We start from the raw sequence: 25,689 nt of genomic DNA, 5'->3' as shown, positions 1-25,689 counted from the left end.
CAATAGTATATATCCGTTATATAACAAGTATTATTTTTGATATCTCGGAGGATAATATAGTATGCATACAATTAAGCGCGGTGTAAAATGTCATGATATCATGGACAGAGTCGGCAATTATTGGAATCAAAACCTAAAACTTTGCCTTAAGAGTAACGGTTATACGCAGGAAACCTTTGCGAAAGCTTATAAAAAGCAGTATGGTACGGGAAATCAAGCAGATGTTTACCGTTGGCTCAATGTTGGAAATATGTCCGGATCAAGCGGAAAGAGAATCGGCTTACCTTCGTATGATACGATGAAACGAATTGCTGATTTTTTTCATGTTACAGTCGGTTATCTTACTGGCGAAACTGACTACGAAACATTCGAAATGGAGCGTGCATGCAAATATTTCGGAGTCTCCGAAAAAACCGGAAAAGTTCTTAAAAAAATAACAGGCTCCACTCATGACTGTATTGAATATGGCTATCAATCTGACAATTACAAACGCATTATTGATGCTTTTTTCGGATCAGAGCGATTTTCTGAATTCATCTATGATTTAAGGCAACTGGATGAATCGTATAGTGAAGATGCACTTGTGTTAAAAAAACTGGAACTGCGCTATGGAAAAAAAGCATTAGATGAAGTTCGTCGTCTTCAATACAGCGAAATCGACTATGAACACGATCCAGCTGCCCCAAAATTACCCGAACTTCAAATCGAAATATGGAACGCCTTAGAGTCTGCTGATGGAGAATGTTATGAAAACAGCTTCAAAATCAAATTAGCACACTATGAACTTCGAGAATCGTTTGAGAGACTTATTGATTCTCTGTATCCCAGATAAAAAAGGCAGGTACACCATGTTTCCACAGTGTACCTGCCTTTTTCGTCCTTACGTGTTCGGTGTACCTACTACACCAATCAGCCTATTCATTTCTTACACCACACCGCTTTGTAAGGCTCCTTTTCGGGAAAACGTCCCAAAATTGGTGTAGTTGTGGTGTAGTACCGCAGATGTTGCTTGAAATCCGTTCAAAATTTCATCGTATCTACGTTTTAATTTTGCGTTTTACTGGTCAATCGGCTTCATCGTGGGGAACAGCAGCACATCACGAATGGAAGCGCTGTCGGTCAGCAGCATGACCAGACGGTCCACGCCGAAGCCAAGGCCACCCGTGGGGGGCAGACCATACTCCAGCGCGTTGACGTAGTCGTAATCGACCTGCGCCTTGCAGTCCGGCTCGATGGCCTTGCGCTCGGCGACCTGACGCTCGAAGCGGCCCTTCTGGTCGATGGGGTCGTTCAGCTCGCTGAAGGCGTTGCCGTACTCGGTGCAGTCGATGAAGTACTCGAAGCGCTCGGTGAAGGCGGGGTCGCCCGGCTTGCGCTTGGCCAGCGGACTGATCTCGACGGGATAGTCGTAGATGAAGGTGGGCTGGATGAGCTTATCCTCAACGAAGGCGTCGAAGAACTCGGCCAGAATAGCGCCCTTGGTGGGCACCTCAGGCAGCTCCACATGGTGCTCCTTTGCGGAAGCGATGGCATCCTCGTCGGTCTTCCAGTCGTTGAAATCCACGCCGGAATACTTCTTGACCGCCTCGATCATAGTCAGGCGCTCCCAGTGGCTCATGTCGATCTGCTTGCCCTGATAGGGGATGACCATGCTGCCGCAGATCTTCTGAGCCAGACGCTTGTACAGCTCTTCGACCAAGTCCATCATGCCGTGGAAGTCGGTGAAGGCCTGATACAGCTCGATGGTGGTGAACTCGGGGTTGTGCTTGGGATCCATGCCCTCGTTGCGGAAGATGCGGCCCACCTCATAGACGCGGTCCATGCCGCCCACAATGAGACGCTTTAGATACAGCTCGGTCTCGATGCGGAGCACCATGTCCATGTTCAGGGTATTGTGATGGGTGTAGAAGGGACGTGCGGACGCACCGATCTCAAACGGGGTCAGGATGGGGGTGTCCACTTCGAGGAAGCCCTTCTCGTCCAGATAAGCGCGGATCTCCTTCAGGATCTGGCTGCGCTTGACGAAGGTATCCTTGACCTCGGGGTTTGCGATCAGGTCAACATAACGCTGACGATAACGAGTCTCGGTATCGGTCAGGCCGTGGAACTTCTCCGGCAGGGGGCGCAGGCTCTTGGCCAGCAGGGTGATCTCCTCTGCGCGGGCACTCAGCTCGCCGGTCTTGGTGCGGAACACCTCGCCCTTGACGCCGATGATGTCGCCCACATCCAGCTTCTTGAATGCGGCGTATGCCTCATCGCCCAGCTCATCGCGGCGGACGTAGAGCTGGATGTCGCCCTTATCGTCGCGCAGGTGGGCAAAGCTTGCCTTGCCCATGACACGCTTGGACATCAGACGGCCGGCCAGAGCGACCTTCTTGCCGCTGTCGGTCTCGTTGGGCAGATCCTTGAACTCTTCCTTCAGGTCGGCAGAGTAGGCGTCCTGCGGGAACTTGGTCAGGGCAAAGGGGTCGCTGCCTGCGGCCTGCAGGTCTGCCAGCTTCTGGCGGCGCACCTGCACCTGCTCGCTCTCAGACAGGCCCTGTGCGGGGTTCTTCTTCTGTTCTTCCATGATTTCCTCCCGCTCGTGCTCAGTTTGCAGCGTGGGTGATGCCCAGCACCTTGTAGTTGACGGTGTGGCCGGTGGGCAGCAGGACCTCGGCGACATCGCCGACGGCCTTCTCCAGCAGGGCATGGCCCACAGGGCTTTCGTCGCTGATCTTGCCGTTCAGGGGGTCAGCCTCGGTGCGGCCCACGATGTCGTACTCCTCGACCTCGTCCTCACCCTCCATCTGGATGGTGACATGGGTGCCGACGGAGACGCTCTCGACGCTCAGCTCGCTCTCGTCGATGACGACAGCGTTCTTGACCATCTGCTCCAGCTCGGTGATGCGGTTCTCCACCAGACCCTGCGTGTTCTTTGCCTCATCGTACTCGCTGTTCTCGGACAGGTCGCCGTGGCTGCGGGCTTCCTTGATCTCTTCTGCCAGCTCCTTGCGGCGGACCGTCTTGAGGTATTCCAGTTCCTCCTGCATCGCCTTCAGGCCAGCAGCGGACATCTTGATCTCTTGTGCCATTTGGAAATCTCCTTATCTATTTTTTGGGGTACGGCAGGGCGTCTTGACGCACAAAACCGCACACGAATGCCATTTTGACCTATTCATTATAATAGCAAGCTGCGGCCTTGTCAATAAAAACTGCCGCTCTGCGGGCCAAAAAGGGCACAAAAAAGCCCCGCCGACAGAGGGAAGTGCCGACAGGGCTTGGAAAATGTCTTATTTAGTCGTCTGCGGATTCATCCAGATTGCCCAGCTTCTTGGCCTGCTCGACCACAGCGGGCACCAGCATCTCCGGCAGGATCTCATAGCGGGCGAACTCGGTGGTGAACCAGCCGCGGCCCTGCGTGATCTGACGGATGAAGGTGGTGAAGTTAGCCAGCTCTGCCAGAGGCACCTCGGCGATGATGGTCTGCATACCGTCTTCGTCCGGCTCCATGCCCAGCACACGGCCACGGCGCTTGGTGACGTCGCCCATGATGTCGCCGGTGTTGTCATTGGGGACGTGGGCCTTCAGGGTGTGGATCGGCTCGAGGATGACAGGGCCGGCCTCAGGCATCGCGGCCTTGTAGGCCAGCTTTGCGGCCATGATGAAGGCCATCTCAGAGCTGTCCACAGGGTGGTAGCTGCCGTCCAGCAGGGTAGCTTTCAGGCCCACCACGGGGTAGCCCGCCAGCACGCCCTTCTCGGCGGCGAGGCGGACGCCCTTCTCGACCGCCGGGAAGAAGTTCTTGGGCACGCTGCCGCCGAACACCTTTTCTTCAAAGACGACCTGCTCGCTGTCGCAAGGCTCGAAATTGATGATGACATCGCCGAACTGGCCGTGGCCACCGGTCTGCTTCTTATGGCGGCCCTGCTTCTGGCAGGCCTTGCGGATGGACTCACGGTAGGCGATGCGGGGAGCCTCGAGGCCGATCTCCACGCCGAACTTGTTCTTCAGCTTGGCCTTGACCACATCGAGGTGCTGCTCGCCCAGACCGCCGATGATCTGCTGGTGGGTCTCCGCGTTGTTGATGTAGCTCAGGGTGGGGTCTTCCTCCATCAGACGGGCCAGAGCGCTGCTGATCTTGCCCTCGTCGCCCTTCTTGGCCACAGTGACGGCCATGAACAGGCTGGGTTTGGGGAAGACGGGCGCCGGCAGCTTGACCACACGGGAGGCGTCGCAGAGGGTGTCGCCGGTCTTGGCGCTGATCAGCTTTGCCACAGCGCCCACGTCACCGGCACCGATGCTCTCTGCCTCGGTCTGCTTCTTGCCCAAAACGGTGAGGGGCTTGCCCAGCTTCTCGGTCTCGCCGGTGCGGGCGTTGACGAGGGACGCGCCTGCGGTGATCTTGCCGCTGATGACGCGCAGATAGCTCAGTTTGCCCACGAAGGGGTCTGCCACAGTCTTAAAGACGTATGCAACGGTGGGGTCGCTCTCGGCGCAGTTCAGCTCGACGGGGTCGCCGTTGGCGTCCTCTGCCAGAACGCTGTTGTGCTCCGGGCTGGGCAGCAGCTTATGCATATTGTACAGCAGCATATCCAGAGCCTGCTGGTTGACGGCGCTGCCGCAGAACACGGGGGTGATGAGGCCGTCCTTGACGCCCTTGCGCATTCCCTCGACGATCTCCTCTGTGGTGAACGCCTCACCGCCGAAGAACTTCTCCATCAGCTCGTCGTCGGTCTCGGCGATGGCCTCACTCATGGCCTCGATGAGGCCCTGGAAGCGGTGGCCGATGTCGGGCAGCTCCACCTGCACCTGCTTGCCGCCCTCATACTTGAACGCCTTCTGGCTGAACAGGTTGATGTACACGGGGGTGCCGTCATCCAGCTTGGCCGGGACGACGCAGGGGCAGACGGTGGTGCCGAACTTGATCTTCATGTCTTCCAGAATTTTGAAGTAGTTCGCATTCTCCAGATCGCACTTGGAGACGAAGACCATCGTAGCCTTGCCGTTCTTGCGGGCCAGCTGGAAGGCCTTCTCCGCGCCGACAGTCACACCGCTGCGGCCCGACACGCACACCAGCACGCTCTCGGCTGCACGGATGCCCTCGTACTCGCCTGCCTCAAAGTCGAACAGGCCCGGAGCATCGATGAGGTTGTACTTGATGCCCTCATACTCTACCGGCACTACCGATGCCGACAGGCTGGCCTTCCGCTTTGCTTCCTCGGGGTCAAAGTCCGAAATCGTGGTGCCGTCCTCGACCCGGCCCATACGCTCGGCAGCGCCCGAAAAATAGACCAATGCCTCGGTCAGCGTCGTTTTGCCGCTGCCGGCATGGCCCGCGATCAAGATATTGCGGATGTTGTTGCTTGCGTATTTCATATCGGTTTTTCCCTCATTTCCGCCGCACGGAGCATTCTCTCCGCTTTTGTGGCATATTTTACAAAGATAATACCACACTTCAAACGATTTTTAAATATTTCGTTTGAAATTTCCGGCTTTCGCCCTGCCAAACTTCCCGGCCTCGTTTTGTGCATTTTGCCTTGAGGAAGATGGTTTTATTGTAAAAGTCCCTGCGGCACGCTATAATAGGGGCGTCGAGACCAACTTTCACGCAAACGAAGGAGCACTGCACGATGAAACGCACGGATTATATCAACTGGGACGAATACTTCATGGGCATTGCCCTGCTCACGGCGATGCGCTCCAAAGACCCCAGCAGTCAGGTGGGGGCCTGCATCGTCAGCCCGGAAAACAAGATCCTCTCTCTGGGCTACAACGGTATGCCCCTCGGCTGCGACGACGATGCCATGCCGTGGGAGCGGGAGGGCGACCCGCTGAACACCAAGTATATGTACGTCTGCCATGCCGAGCTGAACGCCATCCTCAACAGCGCCCACAACAACCTGAAGGGGGCGCGGGTGTACGTCACCCTCTTTCCCTGCAACGAGTGCACCAAGGCCATCATCCAGTCCGGCATCGCGGAGGTGGTCTACTACAGCGACAAGTACCACGACACCGATTCCAGCGTTGCGGCGCGGTTCATGTTCAAAAAGGCCGGTGTCCGCCTCACCCCCTACCAGCCCAGCGGACGGAAGGCGGAGCTGGAGTTGTAATCCGTCAAAAATTATGCTAAACTGAGAATAAGGCGCTGATTGCAAAATTGGTGGTCATGCTTTCCTGTCCCGCGTCGCTGATTCTTCCTCTACATTCATCCTCGGTCTTCTGGGGCTGATCGTTGACGTAGTCCGCCTGACCATTGATGTCATGGAGAAGATTTCTCAGATGAAAAACGATGATAACAAAAAAGATTGACCGCCACAGTGTTCCAAGCCTGACGGTCAATCTTTTTGATTCTGGGATGGAAAGCTGACCCTTTGCAGTCAGCGCCCCTTCTGTTTGTAGTATAGTCGAATCACCGTTATTTGTCAAGGCATCCATTCGTTCTTGACTGCTTTCCCTTCCCGTATTATAATAGGGCTTGTGAAAGTATAATTATTCTATTTTTATTGCATAGAGAGGAATATATACAATGGATCTTACGAACCGCAGCTTTTTGAAGCTCCTTGATTACACCCCCGACGAGATCGAGGGCCTGCTGGACCTCGCCGCCGACCTGAAGGCCAAGAAAAAGGCCGGTGTCCGCCACGACGCTCTGCGCGGCAAGAACATCGCCCTCATCTTTGAGAAGACCTCCACCCGCACCCGCTGCAGCTTCGAAGTTGCAGCCCACGATCTGGGCATGGAAGTCACCTACCTCGACCCGTCGGGCAGCCAGATCGGCAAAAAAGAGTCCATCGCCGACACCGCTCGGGTGCTGGGCCGGATGTTCGACGGCATCGAGTACCGCGGCTACGGCCAGCAGATCGTGGAAGACCTCGCCCACTACGCCGGTGTGCCGGTCTGGAACGGCCTGACCAACGAGTTCCACCCCACCCAGATCCTGGCCGACTTCCTCACCATCCGGGAGCACTTCGGCCATCTCAAGGGCATCCACTTCGTCTACTTCGGCGACGCCCGCTACAACATGGGCAACAGCCTGATGGTGGGCTGCGCCAAGATGGGCCTCCACTTCACCGCCTGCGCCCCCAAAAAGTACCAGCCCGACGCTGCTCTGGTAGCCGAGTGCCAGAAGATCGCCGCCGAGACCGGGGCCACCCTCACTTTTGAGGAAGACCCCGCCAAGGCCGCACAGGGCGCGGACGTCCTTTACACCGACGTCTGGGTCTCGATGGGTGAGCCGGTGGAGGTCTGGGCCGAGCGGATCAACGACCTCTCCGCCTACCAGATCGATCAGAAGCTGATGAATATTGCAGGCCCCCACGCCGTCTTTATGCACTGCCTGCCCGCTTTCCACGACCACAAGACCACCGTGGGCAAGGAGATGGGCGAGCGCTTCGGCCGCGACGCGATGGAGGTCACGGACGAGGTCTTCGAAGGCCCCCAGAGCATCGTCTTCGACGAGGCCGAGAACCGGATGCACACCATCAAGGCCGTCATGGCGGCTACGCTGGGCTACAAGGGCTGATATGGGCGGAGGACACGTTTCACGCCCCGATTTCGGGATGCCCCAGCCAGACCCTTCCCACCCACTGACCGAGTTTTACTGCCTGCTGCAGCACGCACTGGACCGGGAGGGCGTCTTTGCCCTGCCCGCGCTCTACGCACAGTTCCGCGCACCGGCGCGGCGCATCTACGCCGACGAAGCCGCGGATTTTCTCACCCTCCTGCCTGAGGAGAGCGAGGGCGCTTCCCGGCTGCTGGCCCCGGCACAGCTCCAGCTGCTCTACTCCACCCTCCACGTCACACCGGAAGGTGCGCCCGCCGCCCTGCTGCTCACCGAGGAGTGCACCCGGACGGTCTATGCCGTCCAGCTGCTGCCGCCCTTCGTCTGGGAAGACCCACTCCCGCCCCTGCCGGACGCCCCGGCGGCGCTGAGCCTCACCCTCACCCTGCGGGACGTGGAGGAGATCGACGCCCACCCCGCCGCATTGGGCCACCGCCTCGTCTGCGACAAGGCGGGCAAGCGCTGGCTCCACCACCCCAGGGCTGAGACCTATCTTTCCGAGCGGGTGGCGCTCTTCCAGCGGCTCTACCGGTAATACAGAATCTGCACTCAGGGTCATCTGCCAAAACATGGCGGCAGATGGCTCTTTTGTTTTTTGCGTATTCATGTTATACTTTGGATAACTGTGGAGCGTCCGGCGGAAGATTTTTCCGCCCTGCCCCATAAACTGCAATAATCGGGGCCGCTCATCCGTGTATGAGGTGAATGTCCCCTGTCGATCACCAATTCCACCGTGCCCTGCTGTACACAGGGCGTCAAAGGAGCATAGAACTATGGGACAGCTGACCAAAAATGAGATTTTTGCGCTGGCCGTGCAGCGATACAGTGACACGGTGTTCCGCGCCGCCATGCACAACTGCAGCTGCACTGCCGATGCGGAGGATGTGGTGCAGGATGTTTTCGAAAAACTGCTGTGCTACAATGGCCGCTTCGAGAGCGAAGAGCACCTGAAAGCGTGGCTGCTGCGCGTGACCATCAACCGCTGCCACGACCTGACCCGCGCCGCCCGCCAGAAGGACACCGAGCTGGACGAGAATCTTCCTGCCCCGGGCCAGATGGAGGACGGCAGCGTGCTGGACGCCGTGCGCGCCCTGCCCGAGAACTACCGCAATGCGGTCTACCTCCACTACTACGAGGGATACACCGCCGCCGAGGTGGGCCGGATGCTGGGTGCCCCCACCAACACGGTGCTCAGCTGGCTTCGCCGCGCCCGCGCCCAGTTACATACGATGCTGAAGGAGGAGATCGAAGATGAGGTGGTTTGAGTACAAGATGGAGGTGGACGACCTTCACGCATCGGATGACCTGAAGGCGAAGCTTCTTGCCATGCAGGGGGGCCAGACGGCATCCAGCGCCCCCAAAGCCGCTCCGAAGCTCAGAAAGGCCATCCGCTTTTCCCGCAAGACCCTGAGCATCGCCGCCTGCGGTCTGCTCTGCGGCGTCGGCCTGTATGCAGCGGTCGGCGCGCCCTTCCGCCTGATGGCTGCGGGCGGTGCGGCACTCACGGCAGAGCCGGCCCCCGAGACGGCCTCCTATGCCGCCTACTCGGTGGACGGCGTGAACAGCGCCCTTTCCGACTCCAAAATGGCCGTCCAGAGCAGCGGTGCTGCCGACACCGGCAGCGCCGTGAGCGACCGCAGCGCAGATGACACCAGCGCCCTGCGTGCCGAGGCCGCACAGGAGGGCACGAAGCTCATCTACACGGCCAACCTTACCATCGAGAGCAAGGACTTTGACACCGCCCGCACCGCCCTCAACGAGGCTGTGAGCGCCGCTGGCGGCTATATGGAGTCCAGCGATGAGTCCTCCTATTCCGGCATGGGCCGCAGCCTCTCCCTCACCATCCGCGTCCCGCAGGACAACTACACCAGCTTCCTCGCAGCCGCCGCGCAGGCGGGCAACCTCGTGGACAAGAGCGAGCAGGTGCAGGACGTCACCACCCAGTATATGGACATCGAGGCCCGGCTTTCGAACCTGACCGCCCAGCGCACCCGCCTGCAGGAGCTTCAGGCCACCGCCGAGAACCTCTCCGACCTGCTGGAGATCGAATCCTCCCTCAGCGACGTGCAGTATCAGCTGGAAAGCTGGCAGTCGCAGCTGGACTGGTACAGCCAGCAGGTGGAGTGCTCCACGGTCTACCTCTCGCTGTCTGAGGTGAAGGAGTACACCCCCACCGAGGAATCCTATCTCTCCCAGCTGTCCAGCGCCCTCCGCAACGGCTGGTCGGGCTTCGTCTCCGGCCTCCAGCAGCTGACGGTCTGGGTCGTGGGCGTCTGGCCTCTGCTGACCCTCATGGCCGCAGCCGCTCTCATCGTCCATCTGGTGCGCCGCCGCACCCGCAAATGATCTCCGCCGAAAAAAAATCCGGAACCTTTTTGAAAAAATGCTTGACATCCGCCCCATCCTGTGGTATTATACTTGAGCAGTCAGCGAGAGGCTGACGGTGAAAAGTAAATATCGCGGGGTGGAGCAGTCTGGTAGCTCGTCGGGCTCATAACCCGAAGGTCGTTGGTTCAAATCCGGCCCCCGCAACCACCAAGCATCTTGATTTTATCAAGATGCTTTTTCTTTTGTTTCCGCATACGAGAAGAGGGACTGCATGGTAAGCGCAGTCCCTCTTTTGCATTATGTTACAGCATCCCGTGCCGACGCTGCTCGGCTTCCAGCTCCTGATTCAGAGCCGCCTTGCGGTGGTCCAGCAGGAGGTCTTTGTTGTACTGGAAATACCGCTCACAGCCGTTTTCGGCGATGAACGCATGGGCGGCGGGCGACAGGGTCAGCTCGGTGACGAAGACCACCATCTCCTGACTCTCGGCAAAGGCCTGCTCCATGAAGTCGAAGGCCGCCTCCAGCGCGGCGCTGGCCCTCTGCTGGGCCGTGTCGCGGGCTTCCGACAGGGTGCCGAACTGCTCCCGCAGCACCTTGAAGGCGGTGTCTGCGTCCGGCGCGGCGGCACGCAGCAGCGTTTTCTCCCAGCCGCGCAGGGTCTTGGCAGTCTGCAGGCGGGCTTCCAGCGCGGGCTTGTCCAGCAGACCGGCGGTGCGCTTTTTCTGGGTCTCGGCCTCGTAGTCGGCGGTCATCTGGCCGAAGAGCTGCGCCCAGCAGTTCGGCTCCTGCGCCAGCTCTGCGGGCATCCCGGCAAACGCCTTCTTGGTCTCCTTCAGGAAGGCATAGCAGCCGTCGGCCACAGCGTCGGCCCGCCGGGAGGCGGCAAAGCGCGTCTCGAGGCCGGACATGAGGAGGCTGACAAGGCTCAGTCTCTCGTCGAAGGGGGCCTGCAGCAGCCGCGCAAAGGCGGCGGGCTTTGCCTTACCAGCCAAGATGTCCTCCACGCCGTAGTCGTCGCGGTACTTGTAGTAGAGGTCGAGATAGGCCGCAAAGTCCTCTGCGATCTTCTGGTGCTGGATATACTGACGGATCAGCTCCTCGTCGGCCTGCAGGCCCAGCGACTCGTAGGTGTTGAGCAGGTTGGACAGGTCCTCCCAGCCGCGGGCGGTGACGAACTGGGTGCCGTCCACGTCGGCGTTGATCTGGTAGAAGTTCTGGGGGTGCAGCTCGAGATAGCTCAGGATGGCGCTGTGGAGATGGGCTGCGCGGGCGTAATCCTTCCAGACCGGCAGGTCCGGCTCGATGTCCATCCGGCGGACGCGGTCGAGGGTGACGATGTCGAAGTCGCGGACAGATTTGTTGTATTCCGGCGGATTGCCTGCCGCCACGATGACCCAGCCCGCAGGCACGGCCTGATTGCCGAAGGTCTTGCACTGCAAAAACTGCAGCATGGTGGGGGCCAGCGTCTCAGAGACGCAGTTGATCTCGTCGATGAAGAGGATGCCTTCTTTCTGGCCCGTGGCTTCCATCTTGGCGTAGACGCTGGCGATGATCTCGCTCATGGTGTATTCCGTCACCGAAACGTCCCGGCCTCCGTAGTTGCGCTGGCGGATGAAGGGCAGGCCCACGGCGCTCTGGCGGGTGTGGTGGGTGATGGTGTAGGCCACCAGCGCCACGCCGCACTCCCGCGCTGCCTGCTCCATCACCTGCGTCTTGCCGATGCCCGGAGGCCCCATCAGCAGGATGGGGCGCTGGCGGATGGCGGGGATGGCGTACTCGCCCAGAGCGTCCTTGGCGAGATAGGCTCGGACGGTATGCTCGATCTCTTCTTTGGCTCGTTTGATGTTCATATTGCTTTTCCTCGTTATCACGAATTGTTGAGGTCGCGGTAGAGGTCGTCCTCCTCCGCCAGCGCTTCGGAGAGCGCCGAGGCGCTGCGGGCGGCCTCACCGGTAAATTCTTCTTCGTCCAGAACCACCTTCATGGCCCACGGCGGCACGTTGGCGTCGTCAAAGCGATCCCCCAAGAAGAGGAACGCCGTGTCGTAGGCCGGGCGGCGGGCCGGGTAGCTGCCCATGCCATCGGTAAAGTAGAGCAGGCCCCGCAGGTTCGAGAACTTCTTCTCGGCGCAGAGCTGGCTGACGTACTCGAAGGCGGGCCGGAAGTCGGTGCCGCCGCCGCCCCGCAGCTCGAAGTGGTTCATGGCACGGATGAGGTCGTCCTCGCTCTTTACCGGGATGTCCTGCCGGACGGCGTTGTCCGCTTGGATGAGATGCAGATTCATCCGGTGGAAGAAATTCTCCCTGCCCTTCAGCAGGGTGTACGTCTCGGCCAGAAAGGCCCGCACCAGCTCGCCCGACGTGGAGTAGCTGGTGTCGATGACGAGGGCCAGCTCCTCGATCTTCTTGCTCTCCCGGGTCTCCAGCGGCTCGATGAGGGGCAGGTTGCCATAGACCGACAGGCCGTAGGTGTAGAAGTTCAGGTCGAACTCGTCCGGGTCGAGGTGGACTTCCTCCCGGGTGACGCAGAACCGGCGCAGAAAGTCGCTGTAGCTGCGGCGGCTGCGGTTCGCGGCCTTGACCTGCTCCCGCAGGGCGTCTGCACCCTCACCGGCCTCTTTGTCCCGCAGTTCCAGTTCGGTCTGCATCCGCTCACCAATCTTCTGCCACGTCTTCTGGGGCAGAGGGGTGGGCATCTGCTGGGGCTGGTCGGGGGCGTCCTTGGGCCAGAGGCGGTGGTCGTCGGCGTAGAACTCCTTTTCCAGCTGCCGCAGCACGCCGGGCGTCTGACGCACCAGCCAACGGTAGATGGGGGCCGCAGCGGCCACCTTCTCCTGCGCGGCGATCTCTTCATAGGCGTGCTGGCGCACCCACGTCAGGGGGCGCTGGACGCTCCTGCGTCCAAGACCGTCGATGACGTTTTCCACTGCGATGTCGCAGGCGAGGCTCCACAGCCTCGCGTCCCGCCTGCCCCGCAGCCAGAGGTGGCGGAAGATGCAGTGGAAGACGGTGTGGAGATACAGCCGGTTGAGGTACTTCGGGTTCTTCTGGTAAAGCCGCAGCAGAGCACTGGGCTGGTAGCAGAGGATGGTGCCGTCGGTCGCCAGCACACCGCACCGCTCGTCGGCGGTGGGCGTCAGGGCCGAGAGGGCCTGATCCAGAAAGCGGAAGTCCAGATACAGCCCGCTGCGCACCACGGCCAGCACCTCGCCGCCCATCCGGGCCTGCCACTCCTCATGCGTCTCGGGGCGGGCCGACTGGAAGGGCTTGCGGGGGTCGAAAAACTTTTCCTTCTCAGAAATCAAAATCATACCTCTTCTTTTGGGGCGCAGCGGCACGCTTTTTGTGCTCTGCGTCGGCCAGCAGGGCAGCCGCACCGGCGTTGTCGGCCTTGGCGGCGAGGGCAGCGCCCTCGGCAAAGGCGTCGGCGTCCATGACGTCCAGTGCCAACAGGGCCTTGATGCCCTCCATGTCCTGCGCCTTGAGCAGGCGGGTCAGCACCCGCCCGGTGTTTGCTTTCAGGAAGTCCCGATAGGCCCCCTGCGCGGCGGCGCTCAGCTGCCACGGCCAGCGGAGGCGGTCGAAGCAGAGCATCGCCATCACCGCCGCGTCGTCGGCGTCGTGGCCCTGCGGGAAGATGGCGTCATACTCCGCCGGGAGAAGCCTGTTTTCGAGGAAGCACTGCCGATAGTGGTAGCCCTGCCCCGAAAAGGTGTGGAGCAGGATGTGAGCAGGGGTCTCTTCGATGTCCTCCCAGTAGGCGGGATACCACAGCCCCGCCCGGGGCGAAGCCTCCCCCACCGGCCAGAAGAGCGCCCGCACCGCCTCGGTGATGCTGCCCACAAGGGCGAACAGACCAGTGGGCTGCTCGGGTGCTGCCCGGACGATGAGGTCTTCCAGCGCGAAGCAGTTGAGGAAAACGTCGCTGCCCATGGTCAGCTCCCCCGCCCCGGCGCTCAGACGGCGGAGCTTCCGGCAGTTGTAGAATGCACAGCTGCCCACGACCCGCAGGCTGTCGGGCAGGGAGACTTCTTCGAGGAAGTTCCCGCAGACGGGGTGCAGGTCGTCGTCCTGCGCCGACGCCGCAGGCGCATCGAAGTCGAAGCTGTACCGCGCCCGGCCCCCCACCTCCCGGCCAAAGGCCCGGGTCAGGCGGAGCGTACCGTCCTCGGCCTGCTCATAGCGGCAGGTCTTTTCCGGCCCGGGCAGGCCCCGGGGCTTCTCCGAAAAGCAGTAGTCGCCCAGCTCGGTGATGGGCCACTCACCCCCCTCCGGCCCGGGCACAGCCCCGGGCAGCACAGCGCACGGCTCGCCGCCGTACACCCGCACAAGGCGGGCCGCACCGCCCGCCAGCGGCAGAATATCTAGTAGCATAATAACTCCTATCCACTAACGCAAGGCCCGCTCTTTTTCGCCACATCGGGCTTTCAGCGGTCAGCTCAGAGTTTTCCGGCCTGCCAATGGGTACTTCGTACCCGGGTTGCGGCTCCCAGCGGCTGCTCCGCTCTCGCTTGCATCCCGCTGGCCGCTGCCCCAGCAGCTTCTCCCTGTTTCCGCCACTGGCGGCGGTCGTCGCTGCTGCCCTCTGGGGGAGCTGGCGCGCCAGCGCCTGAGAGGGCTGCATAAAAAAGGCTGCTGCACAGACACGCCGTGCAGCAGCTCCATTCAAAGCTTCATCCCTGTGCGGCCTGTGCAAGGCAATCGTTCATTGCCGCAAATACCGCGTCGCTGGTCATGGTGCTGCCGGAAACGGCATCCACGCCCGCCGTAGAGCCAGCCGCCAGCAGGGAGGCCGACAGGGCTTCTGCCGCCTTGCCGCCCAGATCCGGCGTCTCGCCGGAAGCATCGATCGCAACATTGGTCACTTTTCCGCCGGTGATGGTCACGGTGACGCCCACCTCACTCAGACAGCCCTGCGCGCTGGCGGTATAGGTGCCGTCGGTGTAGGTCTCGGCATTGTCGGCGGCGGGGACCGTGCCGGTGCTTGCGATATAGAGGGCCAGCACGATGCCGAGGACGACATCCAGCACCAGCATGAGGATAATGTTGCGGGTCAAGTGTTTTTTCATGGTCTGTGAAGTGCTCCTTTTGCGATGTTTGGTGTCCTGCCCGCCGGACTTACTTTGCGGGCTTGAAGCTGTCGCGCAGGGTCACGACACGGTTGTACACGCCGGGGTTCTTGCTGTCCGGGGTGAAGAAACCGGTGCGCACGAACTGGAACTGCTCGCCGGGCTTTGCGTCGGCCAGAGCCTCTTCCAGCTTGCAGTCCTTCCGGACGACGACGCTCTCCGGGTTCAGATAATCCTTGTAGTCGCTGCCCTCAGGGATGGCGTTCATGTTGGCCTCGGTGAACAGCTTGTCGTACAGACGTACTTCGGCGTCCACAGCGTGGCCTGCGCTCACCCAGTGGATGGTGCCCTTGACCTTGCGGCCGTCGGCGGGGTTGCCGTTGCCGGTCTCGAGGTCGGCGGTGCAGTGGATGACTGCGATGCTGCCGTCGGGGTTCTTCTCGACGCTCTCGCACTTGACGAGATAGCCGCCCATCAGGCGGACCTCGCCGCCGACGGTCAGGCGCTTGAACTTCGGAGGCGGGACCTCGGCGAAGTCCTCCTTCTCGATCCACAGCTCCTTGGTGAAGGCCACCTTGCGGGTCGTGGCGTCGTTGGCCTCCCGGTTGGGGTTGTTGGCGATGTCGAAATACTCGGTCTTGTCAGCGGGGTAGTTGTCCACCACCAGCTTGACGGGGTCCAGCACGGCGATGCGGCGCTGGGCGGTCAGGTCCAGCTCGCTGCGGATGCAGGCCTCCAGCTGACGCATATCAATGAGGTTGTCCGACTTGGAGATACCGGCCTCCCGCACAAAGGTAAAGATAGAGGAAGCGGTATAGCCGCGGCGGCGCAGGCCGCACAGGGTGGGCATACGGGGGTCGTCCCAGCCGTCTACGATGCCCATCTCCACCAGCTCGCGCAGATAGCGCTTGCTCATGACCGTATTGGTCATGTTCAGGCGGGCAAACTCGCGCTGCTTGGGGAACTCGGTGCCGAAGATGTTCTCGATGACCCAGTTGTACAGGGGGCGGTGATTCTCGAACTCGAGGCTGCACATACTGTGGGTGATGCCCTCGATGGCGTCCTGAATGGGGTGGGCAAAGTCGTACATCGGGTAGATGCACCACTTATTGCCCTGACGGTGATGCTCGGCATACTTGATGCGGTAGATGGCCGGGTCACGCAGATTCATATTGGGGCTGGCGAGGTCGATCTTGGCGCGAAGGGTCTTCTCGCCCTCCTTGAACTCGCCCGCACGCATCCGGCGGAACAGGTCGAGGTTCTCTTCCGGGCTGCGGTCGCGCCACGGAGAGGGGCGGGAGGGCTTGCCCGCGTCATTGCCGCGGTACTCGCGCATCTCATCGCGGGTCAGATCATCGACGTAAGCCTTGCCCTCAAGGATGAGCTTCTCGGCGTACTCGTAGCACTTGTCGAAGTAGTCGCTGCCGTAGAAGATGCCGCCCGTGGGGTCAGCACCCAGCCAGTGCAGATCCTCGATGATGCTGTTGACGTACTCCTCGCCTTCGCGGGCGGGGTTGGTGTCGTCGAGGCGGAGATTGAACTTGCCGCCGTACTGGTTGGCGATGGACCAGTTGATATAGATGGCCTTGGCGCTGCCGATGTGCAGGTAGCCGTTCGGCTCCGGCGGGAAGCGGGTATGGATCTCGCTGACCTTGCCTTCGGCGAGGTCGGCGTCAATGATCTCGGTCAAAAAGTTTTTATCTGCCATATGGCGTTCCCCCTATCAGGGCATAACAAGCCCGGAATTACACTTTTGATACCCTTTATGATACACTATTTCCTGCTCTGCTTCAAGGTGGAAAGCCGAAGTTTGGGATGTTTTCGGCGTCATTTTGCGAAAAAGCGGGCCTTCTCTGCCCATCTTTCCAAAAAACTTGAAATTCGCGCTTGACATTCGGCACAGAATCTTATATAATAATCAAGCATTCAGCGAATGCGGGACACATCTAGGGGTATAGCTCAGTTGGTAGAGCAGCGGTCTCCAAAACCGCGTGCCGTGAGTTCGAGACTTACTACCCCTGCCACAAGCGCACAGAGAGTACTCTGTGCGTTTTGTTTTTGCCTTTTTCGCCCAGATGTCGGACTTTCTGAAACTTTTTTGGGTTTTTCTGAATTTCACGCTTGACAACAGGGTGTTTCTCAGGTATAATAACACACGTTCCGGCGGTCAACCGCCAGACACACTTGAGCGATCATGGCCCGGTAGCTCAGTTGGTTAGAGCACCAGCCTGTCACGCTGGGGGTCGTCGGTTCGAGCCCGATCCGGGTCGCCATTTGCTGCTATAGCTCAGTTGGTAGAGCGCATCCTTGGTAAGGATGAGGTCTCCAGTTCGAATCTGGATAGCAGCTCCAGTCTGAAACACCTTGGAGTCCAAAGACTTCAGGGTGTTTTGTTTTGTGTAAAAGAGCAGGTTCCCCTGATTTTTACTACCCGGGTTGATTTTTTGCGCCAAATGAAGTATACTATCTTTATAGTCCCGACGGGATTTAAGAAACCATTTTCTACGAGAACTATTTCCTCCAATAGATAAACCGCGCCGCAGGTTCGAACATTACCTGCGGCGCGGTTTTTGTTATTTTTGCAGACGCCAGCGGCTCCCCCTTTGGGGGAGCTGGCGCGAAGCGCCTGAGAGGGCAAGGACGCTGACGGAGAATCACATATACAACGATAGCTCCGCTCTGACAAAGAGCCTGCTTATCGCTGTATCGCAGCTCTATCCTGCCGGGCTTGCCCTCTCCGTCTGCTTCGCAGACACCTCTCCCAAGGGGAGAGGCTTTGCAGCCGCGGCCGCAAAACAAAAACACCCCAAAGCCTTCCCGGCTTTGAGGTGTCTTGAGCTGGAGCTGCTATCCAGATTCGAACTGGAGACCTCATCCTTACCAAGGATGCGCTCTACCAACTGAGCTATAGCAGCACAATCACAGCTCAATTATAATACCATAAACTCTGCCGCATTGCAAGAGGTTTTTGCAAAAAATCTGTCTTTTTTCGCATTTTCCCGCCCGGGCATCAAAAAACGGCTGCCGTTTTCCACGGCAGCCGTTCGTATGGTTGAAAACCGATCACTCGATGAGGCCGTTCAGCAGGGCAAGGCACTTGCGGCTGTGCAGCTTGCGGATGGCCTTTGCCTCGATCTGGCGGACACGCTCACGGGTGACGCCGAAATCGCGGCCCACCTCTTCCAGCGTGCGGGGACGGCCATCGTCCAGACCGAAGCGGAGACGGATGACCTTCTCTTCACGAGGGGTCAGGCTCTTGAGGGCCTGATTGATCTGCTGGGCCACCATGGCACGGTCTGCGGCCTTGCCGGGGGCCTCGGCGTTCTCGTCGGCGACGAAATCGCCCAGAGAGGAATCCTCCTCCTCGCCCACGGGGCTTTCAAGGCTGGCAGGCTCCTGCGCCATCCGCTGGATCTCGCGGACGCGCTCGACGCTCATATCCATTGCCTTTGCCAGCTCCTCCGGGGTCGGCTCGTGGCCGTTCTGGTAGACCAGCTGGTTGGTAGCCTGACGCATCCGGTTGATGGTCTCCACCATATGCACCGGGATGCGGATGGTGCGGGCCTGATCGGCGATGGCGCGGGTGATGGCCTGACGGATCCACCACGTTGCGTAGGTGGAGAAGCGGAAGCCGCGGTCGCAGTCGAACTTCTCCGCCGCCTTGATCAGGCCGATGTTGCCCTCCTGGATCAGGTCGAGGAAGGCCAGATTGTGGCCGACGTGCTTCTTGGCGATGGAGACCACCAGACGGAGGTTCGCTTCGCTCAGGCTGCGGCGGGCGTTCAGGCCGTCACGGCGGATCTTCAGCAGCTCCTGACGGCGCTCCTCGGTCAGGGGGCCGTTCTCCACAGCCTCCATGGCCTCTTCTTCCGCAGCCTTCTCCTCGGCGTCCTCGCTGGACTTCTCGTTGCCCTCTTCGTCAATGTCCTCGGTGTAGCTGCGGCTGTTCTCGTCCTCCTCGAAGGAGAAGCGGGCGCTGTTCTTCTTGATGTACTCCGGCGCACCGTACTTCTGACGGTCCGCCTGCAGGATATGGGCAGCCTCGGCACCGGAGTGGATGCGCTTGCTCAGGTCCACTTCCTGCTCTGCGCTCAGCAGCGGGATCTGACCGATCTGCTTGAGGTAGTTCTTGACCGGGTCGTCCAGCAGCTCATCCATCGCGGCCTTCAGGTCGGCGGGGTTCTCCTCGGCGGCCTCTTCCTCGTCTTCCATTCCCAGACCCAGCTCGTCACTGTTGTTCTCGGCGTTCTCCACCTCGGCAATGATGCTGTCCACGTCCAGATTCACATCGGCGTCGGCCTCATCCTCGATGATCTTGATGCCGCGCTCTTCAAGGAGCGTATAGAGCGTTTCCACATCCATCCTGCACTGTGCGGCCAACGTCTTGGCCTCCTGTGCCGACAGGGTGCCCTCGCCTTTCGTCAACAGTTCCTTCAAAGTCATGCCCATTTCGCTCTCTCCTTCTCACCACGGGAAAGCCTCCCCGCAGGTGAACTTGTCTCATAGTTTCGGCCCTGCTGCATCAGATCACAAGGCCTCCGTTGACGCCAAACACCTGTCCGGTGATGTAGCCGGCGTCCTCTCCGGCGAGGTACAGCAGAAGCTTTGCCACCTCTTCGGCGGTGCCGAGACGCCCCACCGGAGTCTCCTCGGCCAGTGCCGCTTTGTCCTCAGCAGTGAACGAGGCCATCATATCGGTGTCGATGACGCCGGGGGCCACACAGTTCACGGTGATGCCGCTGGGACCTTCTTCTTTTGCCAGAGCCTTGGTCAGGCCGATGAGGCCCGCCTTGGCGGCGGAATAATGCACCTCGCAGCTGCCGCCGGTCTGGCCCCACATACTGCTCACGGTGAGGATACGGCCCGCCTTGCGGCGGATCATCCCGGGCAGGGCCAGCTGGCAGAGGTTGAACGCACCGGTCAGGTTGACGTTCAGCATCCGCTGCCACTCCTCCGGCGTGATGTCAGTGAACAGCTTCTGCTGGGCGATGCCCGCGTTGCTCACCAGCACATCCAGATGGCCCAGCGCCTGCTCGGCGGCGCGGAAGGCCAGCTCACAGCTGGCCCGGCTGGCCACGTCGCACTGGACGGCCAGCACGCCCGGCAGCTCTTTCTCCAGCGCTGCCGCCGCCTCGGCGTTGGTGTGGTAGAACACCGCCACCCGGTAGCCTGCCGCGTAGAATGCACGGGCCGCAGCGGCGCCGATGCCCCGGTCGCCGCCCGAGATGAGGACGGTGCGGCCGTTTGCCGCCGGGGCGGCGGGCTGCGGCAGTCCCACAGGCTCCGGTTCTGGTTCCGGCGCAGCGCTGGCCGGAATTTCCCTCGTTTCCTGCGCCAGCGGTGCGGCCTCGGCCGCTTCCTCCCGCTCAGGCAGAGTCGGCCTGCGCTGTTCCTTCTTCGGCCCGGCGTCTGCCAAGTCGAATGTCAGCTCAAATTCGTCGTTGTACAAGAGTCAAACCCTCCTGTCCACTATTTTCGGCCATGAAAGCCCCTTCGTGTCAGGGCGTCACGGCGGGAAAGGAAACAGTCCCCCCACCCCGCCGGAGCTGCGCTCTGCTCACTTTTCCCGGTCTAGTCCGGTCCTGCGGCGCGCCCGGCGGCGTTTGTGTGGTTTCGACAAGTTTCCATTGAATAATATAGCACAATCGGGCGAAAAAAGAAAGTGGGCACCGGCGATTTTTTCACGCAGTTCCCACTTTTTTCACAGATTCAGGGGGTCACGGGCGGTTTCCAGCGGGGCTTTGCGGCCCGCTTGGCCCGCAGCGAGACGAAAAACGCCTGCAAAAGCTGCTGCGCCTCGTCGGCCCGCAGCCCTTTTTCGATGACGGGGTGATGGTTGAAGGGCTGGGCGAAGAGGTCGGTCACAGAGCCGCAGCAGCCCGCCTTGACGTCGGCTGCGCCGTACACCACCCGCTTGATGCGGCTGTTGATGATGGCCCCGCTGCACATGGGGCAGGGTTCCAGCGTGACGAACAATTCGCACTGCCACAGCCGCCAGCCGCCCAGCTTTTTGCAGGCCGCGTCGATGGCCAGCAGCTCCGCGTGGTGGAGGGCGTTCTTTTCGGTCTCCCGGGTGTTGTGGGCGGCGGCGATGATCTCGCCATCCTTTGCCACCACAGCGCCCACCGGCACCTCGCCCAGCGCGGCGGCTTTCCGGGCCTCGTCCAGCGCGGCCCCCATCAGCTCAAAGTCGGTCATCCCATTCCCCTTTCCGCCAGCCGTGCGGCAAACACGAGGCAGTTGTTTATCATATGAAGTGCGCAGCCGGGCCATACGCTCCGGGCTTTCCGGGCCGCCCAGCCGAAGATAAGGCCCATGCCCAGCGCATAGGCCCGGGCCGTCCAGCTGCCGTGCAGGCCCGCAAAGAGCAGCGCCTGCACCACGACAGCTGCCCTGCCGCCCAGTGGCTGCAAAAGATAGAGTGCACCGCCCCGGAAGGCCAGCTCCTCCGCCAGCGGGGTCACAAGACAGATGCGCAGCGCCGCCCACCCGAGGGCCGCGCCCTCGGGCAGAGCGCTCTGTTCCTCCGGGAAGAACAGCTGCGCCCCCGCTGCCAGCAGCGCCCAGAGCACCGCCGCCTCCATCAGGACCCAGCACTGGGCGGCGAGAGACGGCTTTTCGGTCTTCTTTTTCGGTCTTTCCACGGTGCACCCTCCTGTCGGCGGACATTGTACCATACTACCGTCCTGTTTTGCAAGCAGTTTTTTCGCTCATTCGAAGAAATTTTGCTCAAAAGATTGACATACTATCCAACCTTCTGGTATACTTTGTACGACTTTTTATGAATTTATCGTCTTCCGATAAACACGACTGAACCGCACCCATGGAGGTACCAACCACATGATACGCATTCTTACCGATTCTGCATCCGACATCCTGCCCGCTGAGGCTGCAACGCTGGGCGTGGATGTCATCCCCCTCAATGTCACCCTCGAGGACGGCACCGTCATCCGGGACGGCGTGGACCTGACCCCCAGCGAATATTACGCACACATGGCCGCCTGCAAGAAGCTGCCCACCACCAGCCAGCCCAGCCCTGAGCTGTTCGAGAAGTTCTACGCCGAGGCCGCAGCAGCCGGGGACGAGGTCGTGGGCATCTTCCTGTCCCATGAGCTTTCCGGCACCTACCAGTGCGCCAAGCTGGCCGCAGACCTTGCCAACGTGGACAACGTCGTCTTCGTGGACAGCACGAATGTCTGCCTCGGCGAAGCCCTGCTGGTGCGTCTGGCCGTCCATCTGCGGGACATCGGCAAGTCCGCCGTCCAGATCGCAGCCACCCTTGAGCACGCCAAGGAGCATCTGCACCTCGTCGCCGCCATCGACGACCTGAAATACCTGCGCAAGGGCGGCCGTCTGCCTGCCGCCGTAGCCGTGGCGGGCGGGATGCTGGGCATCAAGCCCCTCATCACCCTCAAGGAGGGCAAGGTGGCGATGGCGGGCAAGGCCCGCGGCCTGCCCGGCGCTTATGTCGCCCTCTTCAAGAAGATCGAAGAGCTGGGCGGCATCAACCCCCGCTTCGCCTCTCTGGCCGGTTACACCGTCAGCACCCGCGAGGTGGCTCCCATCCAGACCTATCTGGTCGATAATCTCGGCCTTCCCGAGCCGCTGGTGCGCCAGATCGGCTGCGTCATCGGCACCCACGCAGGCCCCGGTGCCTTTGGTCTGGCTTTCTTTGACAACGGGCTTATCATCGACTAAAGATCCACAGAAAAAGGCTGCCGTGCATCCGCACAGCAGCCTTTTTTGTTTTGTTTACAGCATATCCGTGACCAGCTTGCCCAGCAGGAGCACCAACACCACGAGCATCATGGGGCGGATGAACTTTGCGCCCTTGGTCAGGGCGAAGTGGGAGCCGATGATGTTGCCGACGATGCCGCTGATGGCGCAGGGGATGCCCACCGTAAAGACCACCAGACCGCTGCTCAGATAGGTGAAGAGGCTGGCGTAGTTGCTGGCAAGGTTCAGCACCTTGGCGTTGCCGTTGGCGGTGCGCAGGTCGAAGCGCATCAGGCTGGTAAAGGCAATGATGGCAAAGGTTCCCGTGCCCGGGCCAAATATGCCGTCGTACAGGCCGATGCCAAGGCCAATGCCCAGCGCCAGCAGGGTCTTTTTCAGGTCTATGGTGCCGTCGTCCCGGTTCTCGTCCGGGAGGTTGCGCCGCCACAGGATAACGACCGCCGCGATGGGCAGGATGATGAACATCATCGCCTGCAGCACCTCATCGCTGAGCATCAGGACGATGTGCGCCCCCAGTGCGCTTCCCACAAAGCTGCCGACGGCGGCGAGGACGCCCACCTTGACATTCATCGCGCCATTCCGGAAGAAGCTGGCGGTGGCGAAGGTAGTGCCGCAGGCGGCGCTGAACTTGTTGGTGGCGTAAGTATAGTGGGGCGGCAGACCCGCAAAGAGATAGGCCGGCAGGCTGATGAGTCCGCCGCCGCCTGCTGCCGAATCGACAAAGCCCGCAAAGCCGGTCATAAGCACCAGAAACGCCATCATCGGCAGGCTGATTTGAATACCCATTGTTATAATTTCCTTTAATATTCCTATTTTCGATTGATCTTTACTTGTAAAGCTCACCCTCGCAGGCCAGGATCTGGTCGAGGATCATCCGGGACACCCGTGCGCCATAGACCATCGAGGGGTGGTCGTTGTACTCGATGATGTCGTGGAAGTCCTTATTCATCAGGACGATGACATACTCGCCGTAGGGGGTGTGGACGATGCCGCCGTCGTTGCGGCAGGCGTTCATGCTGCCGCTCTTGCTGGCCACCCAGATCAGCTCCGGCTCACCGGTCTCCTCACAGTCGAGGTAGAACTGGGGGAAATCGTGGGTGAGCATGGTGTTGTAGTGCTGCTGACGGAAGATGGCCAGCATCTCGGCGCTGGCCTCGGCGCTGACGAGCGTGCCCTTCGCCACCTGCGCGAAGAGGGAGGCATAATCCCGGGGCGTCGTGGTGCCGAGGTCGGCGTAGAGGTCAAAGTGAAGGGGGTTGTGCAGGACGGTGTGGGCAAAGCCCATCTCCCGGATGCAGGCGTTGATGACATCCAGCCCCAGATAGTCGATGACCATATTGGTGGCGATGTTGTCCGAGCAGATGATCATCATGGTAGCGGCGTCCTTGACCTTCAGGCTCGCGCCCACCCCCAGTGCCCGCAGCATCCCCGAGCCATCCACGAAGTGCTCCGGCTTGTAGGTGATCTTTTCCTCGAGGCTGGCTTTGCCCCGGCTGGCCTGCAGATACAGGGCCGCGAGGATGTACGCCTTGATGGTGGAAGCCGTCTCGAACTTCTCGTCGGCCCCGATCTCCACCGTGTGGCCGTGCAGGTCGTCCACAAAGACGCTCATCTTCCCCTGATAGGAGTAAAGCTCCGCCGCAATGCGCTTTTCCAGCGTCATGTTTTTATCCATATCGGAATCTCCTTATTCTTCTCTACTCGGCGTTGTCACGTCCTGTCGAAACCGCGCCGTACTTTTCAGTATACCGCAGTACAGCGGGAAAGTCCACTCTCTCAGAGATTCTCTTCGAAGAACCGGCGGGCGTTGCGGTAGAAGATGTCCTCCACCTCGTCCTCGGTGAAGCCCTCGCGGCGGAGGGCCTCCGCCAGCAGCGGGAGCTTCGAACAGTCGTCCATCTCCAGCTTTCCGCCAATGCCGTCGAAGTCGCTGCCCAGACCAATGATGCCGATGCCACCCACCTGCTTGAAATGGGCCGCGTGCTTTGCCATCAGGGCCGTGGTGCTGCGGCAGAGCTTTTCTTCCGGCTGGTGGTCGAGGAAGCCGCTGCAGTAGTTGAGGCCCACAAGGCCGCCCTTATCGGCCAGTGCGCGGATCATCTCGTCGGTGAGATTGCGGCAGTGGGGCGCGAGGGCGCGGCAGTTGGAGTGGCTGGCCGCAAAGGGGCGGGTGGAGTGCTCGACAATGTCCCAGAAGCCCTTGTCGGACAGGTGGCTCACATCCGCAATGAGATGCAGCCGCTCCATCTCGGCGAGGAACTCGAAGCCCTTCTCCTTCAAGCCCGTCTCGGTGTTGGGGGCACAGGGCCAGATGTCGCCGCCCCCGCCGGGCACGACGTTGGGGCTGGCAAGCTCATTCTCGTGGTTCCACGTCAGGGTCATCATCCGGACGCCCAGCTCGTACAGTCGGCGCAGCACGCCGAGGCTGCCCTTGCAGCAGCCGCCCTCTTCGATGGTGAGCATTCCGCTGATCTTGCCCTCGGCGGCGTTTTTGCGGATGTCAGAGGGGCGATACACCGGCGCGATCTCCTCCGGGTATTTTTCCATGATGCGCTTGAAGACGTCGATCTCTTCCAGCGCCGTCACCAGCGGGTCGGCACCGGGGGTCTTATCGCCCAGATTGACGAAGGCAGCAAAGCATTGGAGCATATAGTCGCCTTTTTTCAGCTTCTGCAGATCGATGTGCAGATCGTTCTCCGCAAAGCTCTTGGGTGCGCCCGCCTTTTCGGCGTAGCGCAGCTCGCTTAAAGTGTCACAATGTAAATCGAAGACTTTCATTTTAGTTCTCCTTTGTTAAAGGGAAGGTGATGCTTCCGTTAAGCTCGTTTTTTAAGCAGGTTCTCGCGCTGGTGGCGCGGGGTAAATCGCTTTTTCATTAAGGCTAATGTTCTCTTTTGCGTGCCAAAAGAGAACCAGAAATCCTTCTCGCGCTGGTGGCGCGGGGGATGTTTTTTCTTACGGTCAAATGGCTTGCGCTCCGCGCGGGCCAGAGGTAGGGAGGGGTGTTTCGACT

Annotated in this window: 24 protein-coding genes and 5 tRNA genes; 11 read left to right on the top strand and 18 right to left on the bottom strand. The window is 60.4% G+C overall.

Features of this window, described 5'->3' with window-relative positions; all coding sequences use genetic code 11:
- Positions 1-61 precede the first annotated feature (61 nt).
- The gene (locus tag ACT8X9_RS07205) at positions 62-832 is read left to right on the top strand and encodes a helix-turn-helix domain-containing protein (RefSeq protein WP_444268555.1); all 771 of its coding nucleotides are present in this window, start codon (positions 62-64) and stop codon (positions 830-832) included.
- A gap of 225 nt (positions 833-1,057) precedes the next feature.
- Here ACT8X9_RS07205 and lysS read toward each other — a convergent pair whose 3' ends face one another.
- From lysS to ACT8X9_RS07190, 3 genes are all read right to left on the bottom strand, one after another.
- Complete coding sequence (gene lysS / locus ACT8X9_RS07200; RefSeq protein ID WP_227620895.1) at positions 1,058-2,569, bottom strand: lysine--tRNA ligase; 1,512 nt, start codon at positions 2,567-2,569, stop codon at positions 1,058-1,060.
- Positions 2,570-2,588: 19 nt separating this feature from the next.
- Positions 2,589-3,074, bottom strand: coding sequence for a transcription elongation factor GreA (greA, locus tag ACT8X9_RS07195; RefSeq protein ID WP_227620894.1), 486 nt, complete (start codon positions 3,072-3,074; stop codon positions 2,589-2,591).
- A gap of 202 nt (positions 3,075-3,276) precedes the next feature.
- Positions 3,277-5,358, bottom strand: a complete 2,082-nt coding sequence (locus ACT8X9_RS07190) for an elongation factor G (RefSeq protein WP_249234102.1) — start codon at positions 5,356-5,358, stop codon at positions 3,277-3,279.
- A 254-nt stretch (positions 5,359-5,612) separates the two neighbouring features.
- Here ACT8X9_RS07190 and ACT8X9_RS07185 point away from each other — a divergent pair, with 254 nt between their 5' ends.
- On the top strand, positions 5,613-6,092 hold the full coding sequence (locus tag ACT8X9_RS07185; RefSeq protein ID WP_444268554.1) for a deoxycytidylate deaminase: 480 nt from the start codon (positions 5,613-5,615) through the stop codon (positions 6,090-6,092).
- Positions 6,093-6,108: 16 nt separating this feature from the next.
- Here ACT8X9_RS07185 and ACT8X9_RS07180 read toward each other — a convergent pair whose 3' ends face one another.
- A complete protein-coding gene (locus ACT8X9_RS07180) occupies positions 6,109-6,417 on the bottom strand; it encodes a hypothetical protein (RefSeq protein WP_444268553.1) in 309 nt (102 codons plus the stop codon).
- Positions 6,418-6,508: 91 nt separating this feature from the next.
- On the opposite strand from ACT8X9_RS07180, the gene argF reads away from it, so the two are divergent.
- The 5 genes from argF (at position 6,509) to ACT8X9_RS07155 (ending at position 10,078) form a co-directional block, all read left to right on the top strand.
- Entirely contained in the window at positions 6,509-7,504 is a 996-nt protein-coding gene (gene argF, locus ACT8X9_RS07175; protein ID WP_444268552.1) for an ornithine carbamoyltransferase, read from the top strand.
- A 1-nt stretch (position 7,505) separates the two neighbouring features.
- Positions 7,506-8,078 carry a hypothetical protein gene (locus ACT8X9_RS07170; protein WP_444268551.1) on the top strand — a complete coding sequence of 191 codons (573 nt, stop codon included), beginning with the start codon at positions 7,506-7,508 and terminating at the stop codon, positions 8,076-8,078.
- A 238-nt stretch (positions 8,079-8,316) separates the two neighbouring features.
- The gene (locus ACT8X9_RS07165; RefSeq protein WP_227620889.1) at positions 8,317-8,808 is read left to right on the top strand and encodes an RNA polymerase sigma factor; all 492 of its coding nucleotides are present in this window, start codon (positions 8,317-8,319) and stop codon (positions 8,806-8,808) included.
- Positions 8,795-9,889 carry a DUF4349 domain-containing protein gene (locus tag ACT8X9_RS07160; protein WP_444268550.1) on the top strand — a complete coding sequence of 365 codons (1,095 nt, stop codon included), beginning with the start codon at positions 8,795-8,797 and terminating at the stop codon, positions 9,887-9,889. Before ACT8X9_RS07165 ends, ACT8X9_RS07160 begins: the two co-directional genes overlap by 14 nt.
- A 112-nt stretch (positions 9,890-10,001) precedes the next feature.
- A tRNA-Met gene (locus tag ACT8X9_RS07155) sits at positions 10,002-10,078 on the top strand.
- 95 nt (positions 10,079-10,173) lie between these two features.
- Here ACT8X9_RS07155 and ACT8X9_RS07150 read toward each other — a convergent pair.
- From ACT8X9_RS07150 to ACT8X9_RS07130, 5 genes are all read right to left on the bottom strand, one after another.
- A complete protein-coding gene (locus tag ACT8X9_RS07150; protein WP_444268549.1) occupies positions 10,174-11,721 on the bottom strand; it encodes an ATP-binding protein in 1,548 nt (515 codons plus the stop codon).
- Between the two features lie 17 nt (positions 11,722-11,738).
- Positions 11,739-13,181 (bottom strand): vWA domain-containing protein, encoded by a 1,443-nt coding sequence (locus ACT8X9_RS07145; RefSeq protein ID WP_227620886.1) that lies wholly within the window; start codon positions 13,179-13,181, stop codon positions 11,739-11,741.
- Positions 13,165-14,244 carry a leucine-rich repeat protein gene (locus ACT8X9_RS07140; protein WP_444268548.1) on the bottom strand — a complete coding sequence of 360 codons (1,080 nt, stop codon included), beginning with the start codon at positions 14,242-14,244 and terminating at the stop codon, positions 13,165-13,167. Before ACT8X9_RS07140 ends, ACT8X9_RS07145 begins: the two co-directional genes overlap by 17 nt.
- A gap of 299 nt (positions 14,245-14,543) precedes the next feature.
- Positions 14,544-14,939, bottom strand: coding sequence for an FMN-binding protein (locus ACT8X9_RS07135; RefSeq protein ID WP_249234094.1), 396 nt, complete (start codon positions 14,937-14,939; stop codon positions 14,544-14,546).
- 49 nt (positions 14,940-14,988) lie between these two features.
- Positions 14,989-16,647: a glutamine--tRNA ligase/YqeY domain fusion protein gene (locus tag ACT8X9_RS07130; RefSeq protein ID WP_444268547.1), complete on the bottom strand. Its 1,659-nt coding sequence runs from the start codon at positions 16,645-16,647 to the stop codon at positions 14,989-14,991.
- Between the two features lie 240 nt (positions 16,648-16,887).
- On the opposite strand from ACT8X9_RS07130, the gene ACT8X9_RS07125 reads away from it, so the two are divergent.
- The 3 genes from ACT8X9_RS07125 (at position 16,888) to ACT8X9_RS07115 (ending at position 17,291) form a co-directional block, all read left to right on the top strand.
- Positions 16,888-16,963: transfer RNA gene (locus ACT8X9_RS07125), tRNA-Trp, on the top strand.
- 172 nt (positions 16,964-17,135) lie between these two features.
- Positions 17,136-17,212, top strand: a tRNA-Asp gene (locus tag ACT8X9_RS07120).
- 3 nt (positions 17,213-17,215) lie between these two features.
- A tRNA-Thr gene (locus tag ACT8X9_RS07115) sits at positions 17,216-17,291 on the top strand.
- Positions 17,292-17,778: 487 nt separating this feature from the next.
- Here the strand turns inward: ACT8X9_RS07115 and ACT8X9_RS07110 are convergent.
- The 5 genes from ACT8X9_RS07110 to ACT8X9_RS07090 form a co-directional block, all read right to left on the bottom strand.
- A tRNA-Thr gene (locus ACT8X9_RS07110) sits at positions 17,779-17,854 on the bottom strand.
- Between the two features lie 148 nt (positions 17,855-18,002).
- Positions 18,003-19,388, bottom strand: coding sequence for an RNA polymerase sigma factor (locus ACT8X9_RS07105; protein ID WP_227620882.1), 1,386 nt, complete (start codon positions 19,386-19,388; stop codon positions 18,003-18,005).
- A gap of 73 nt (positions 19,389-19,461) precedes the next feature.
- A complete protein-coding gene (gene ymfI, locus ACT8X9_RS07100) occupies positions 19,462-20,388 on the bottom strand; it encodes an elongation factor P 5-aminopentanone reductase (RefSeq protein ID WP_330221122.1) in 927 nt (308 codons plus the stop codon).
- 260 nt (positions 20,389-20,648) lie between these two features.
- Positions 20,649-21,137 (bottom strand): nucleoside deaminase, encoded by a 489-nt coding sequence (locus ACT8X9_RS07095; protein WP_444268546.1) that lies wholly within the window; start codon positions 21,135-21,137, stop codon positions 20,649-20,651.
- Positions 21,134-21,583: a lysostaphin resistance A-like protein gene (locus ACT8X9_RS07090; protein WP_444268545.1), complete on the bottom strand. Its 450-nt coding sequence runs from the start codon at positions 21,581-21,583 to the stop codon at positions 21,134-21,136. The genes ACT8X9_RS07095 and ACT8X9_RS07090 overlap by 4 nt, the downstream gene beginning before the upstream one ends.
- A gap of 196 nt (positions 21,584-21,779) precedes the next feature.
- Here ACT8X9_RS07090 and ACT8X9_RS07085 point away from each other — a divergent pair, with 196 nt between their 5' ends.
- On the top strand, positions 21,780-22,637 hold the full coding sequence (locus tag ACT8X9_RS07085; RefSeq protein ID WP_444268544.1) for a DegV family protein: 858 nt from the start codon (positions 21,780-21,782) through the stop codon (positions 22,635-22,637).
- Between the two features lie 54 nt (positions 22,638-22,691).
- On the opposite strand, the gene ACT8X9_RS07080 is transcribed toward ACT8X9_RS07085, so the two are convergent.
- The 4 genes from ACT8X9_RS07080 to ACT8X9_RS07065 all read right to left on the bottom strand — a co-directional run.
- Positions 22,692-23,462 carry a TSUP family transporter gene (locus ACT8X9_RS07080; RefSeq protein ID WP_249234090.1) on the bottom strand — a complete coding sequence of 257 codons (771 nt, stop codon included), beginning with the start codon at positions 23,460-23,462 and terminating at the stop codon, positions 22,692-22,694.
- A 40-nt stretch (positions 23,463-23,502) separates the two neighbouring features.
- Complete coding sequence (locus ACT8X9_RS07075; RefSeq protein ID WP_444268543.1) at positions 23,503-24,351, bottom strand: serine hydrolase; 849 nt, start codon at positions 24,349-24,351, stop codon at positions 23,503-23,505.
- Between the two features lie 101 nt (positions 24,352-24,452).
- A complete protein-coding gene (locus tag ACT8X9_RS07070) occupies positions 24,453-25,454 on the bottom strand; it encodes a dipeptidase (RefSeq protein ID WP_227620876.1) in 1,002 nt (333 codons plus the stop codon).
- Positions 25,455-25,492: 38 nt separating this feature from the next.
- Positions 25,493-25,689 (bottom strand): hypothetical protein (locus ACT8X9_RS07065; RefSeq protein ID WP_444268542.1); only part of this gene is annotated, 197 nt, incomplete at its 5' end.

Source organism: Faecalibacterium sp. (assembly GCF_052358865.1).
In the GTDB taxonomy this organism is placed as follows: Bacteria; Bacillota; Clostridia; order Oscillospirales; family Ruminococcaceae; genus Faecalibacterium; species Faecalibacterium butyricigenerans.
Note: the sequence above shows the minus strand (reverse complement) of the source record. Positions and strands in the feature narration are given on the sequence as shown.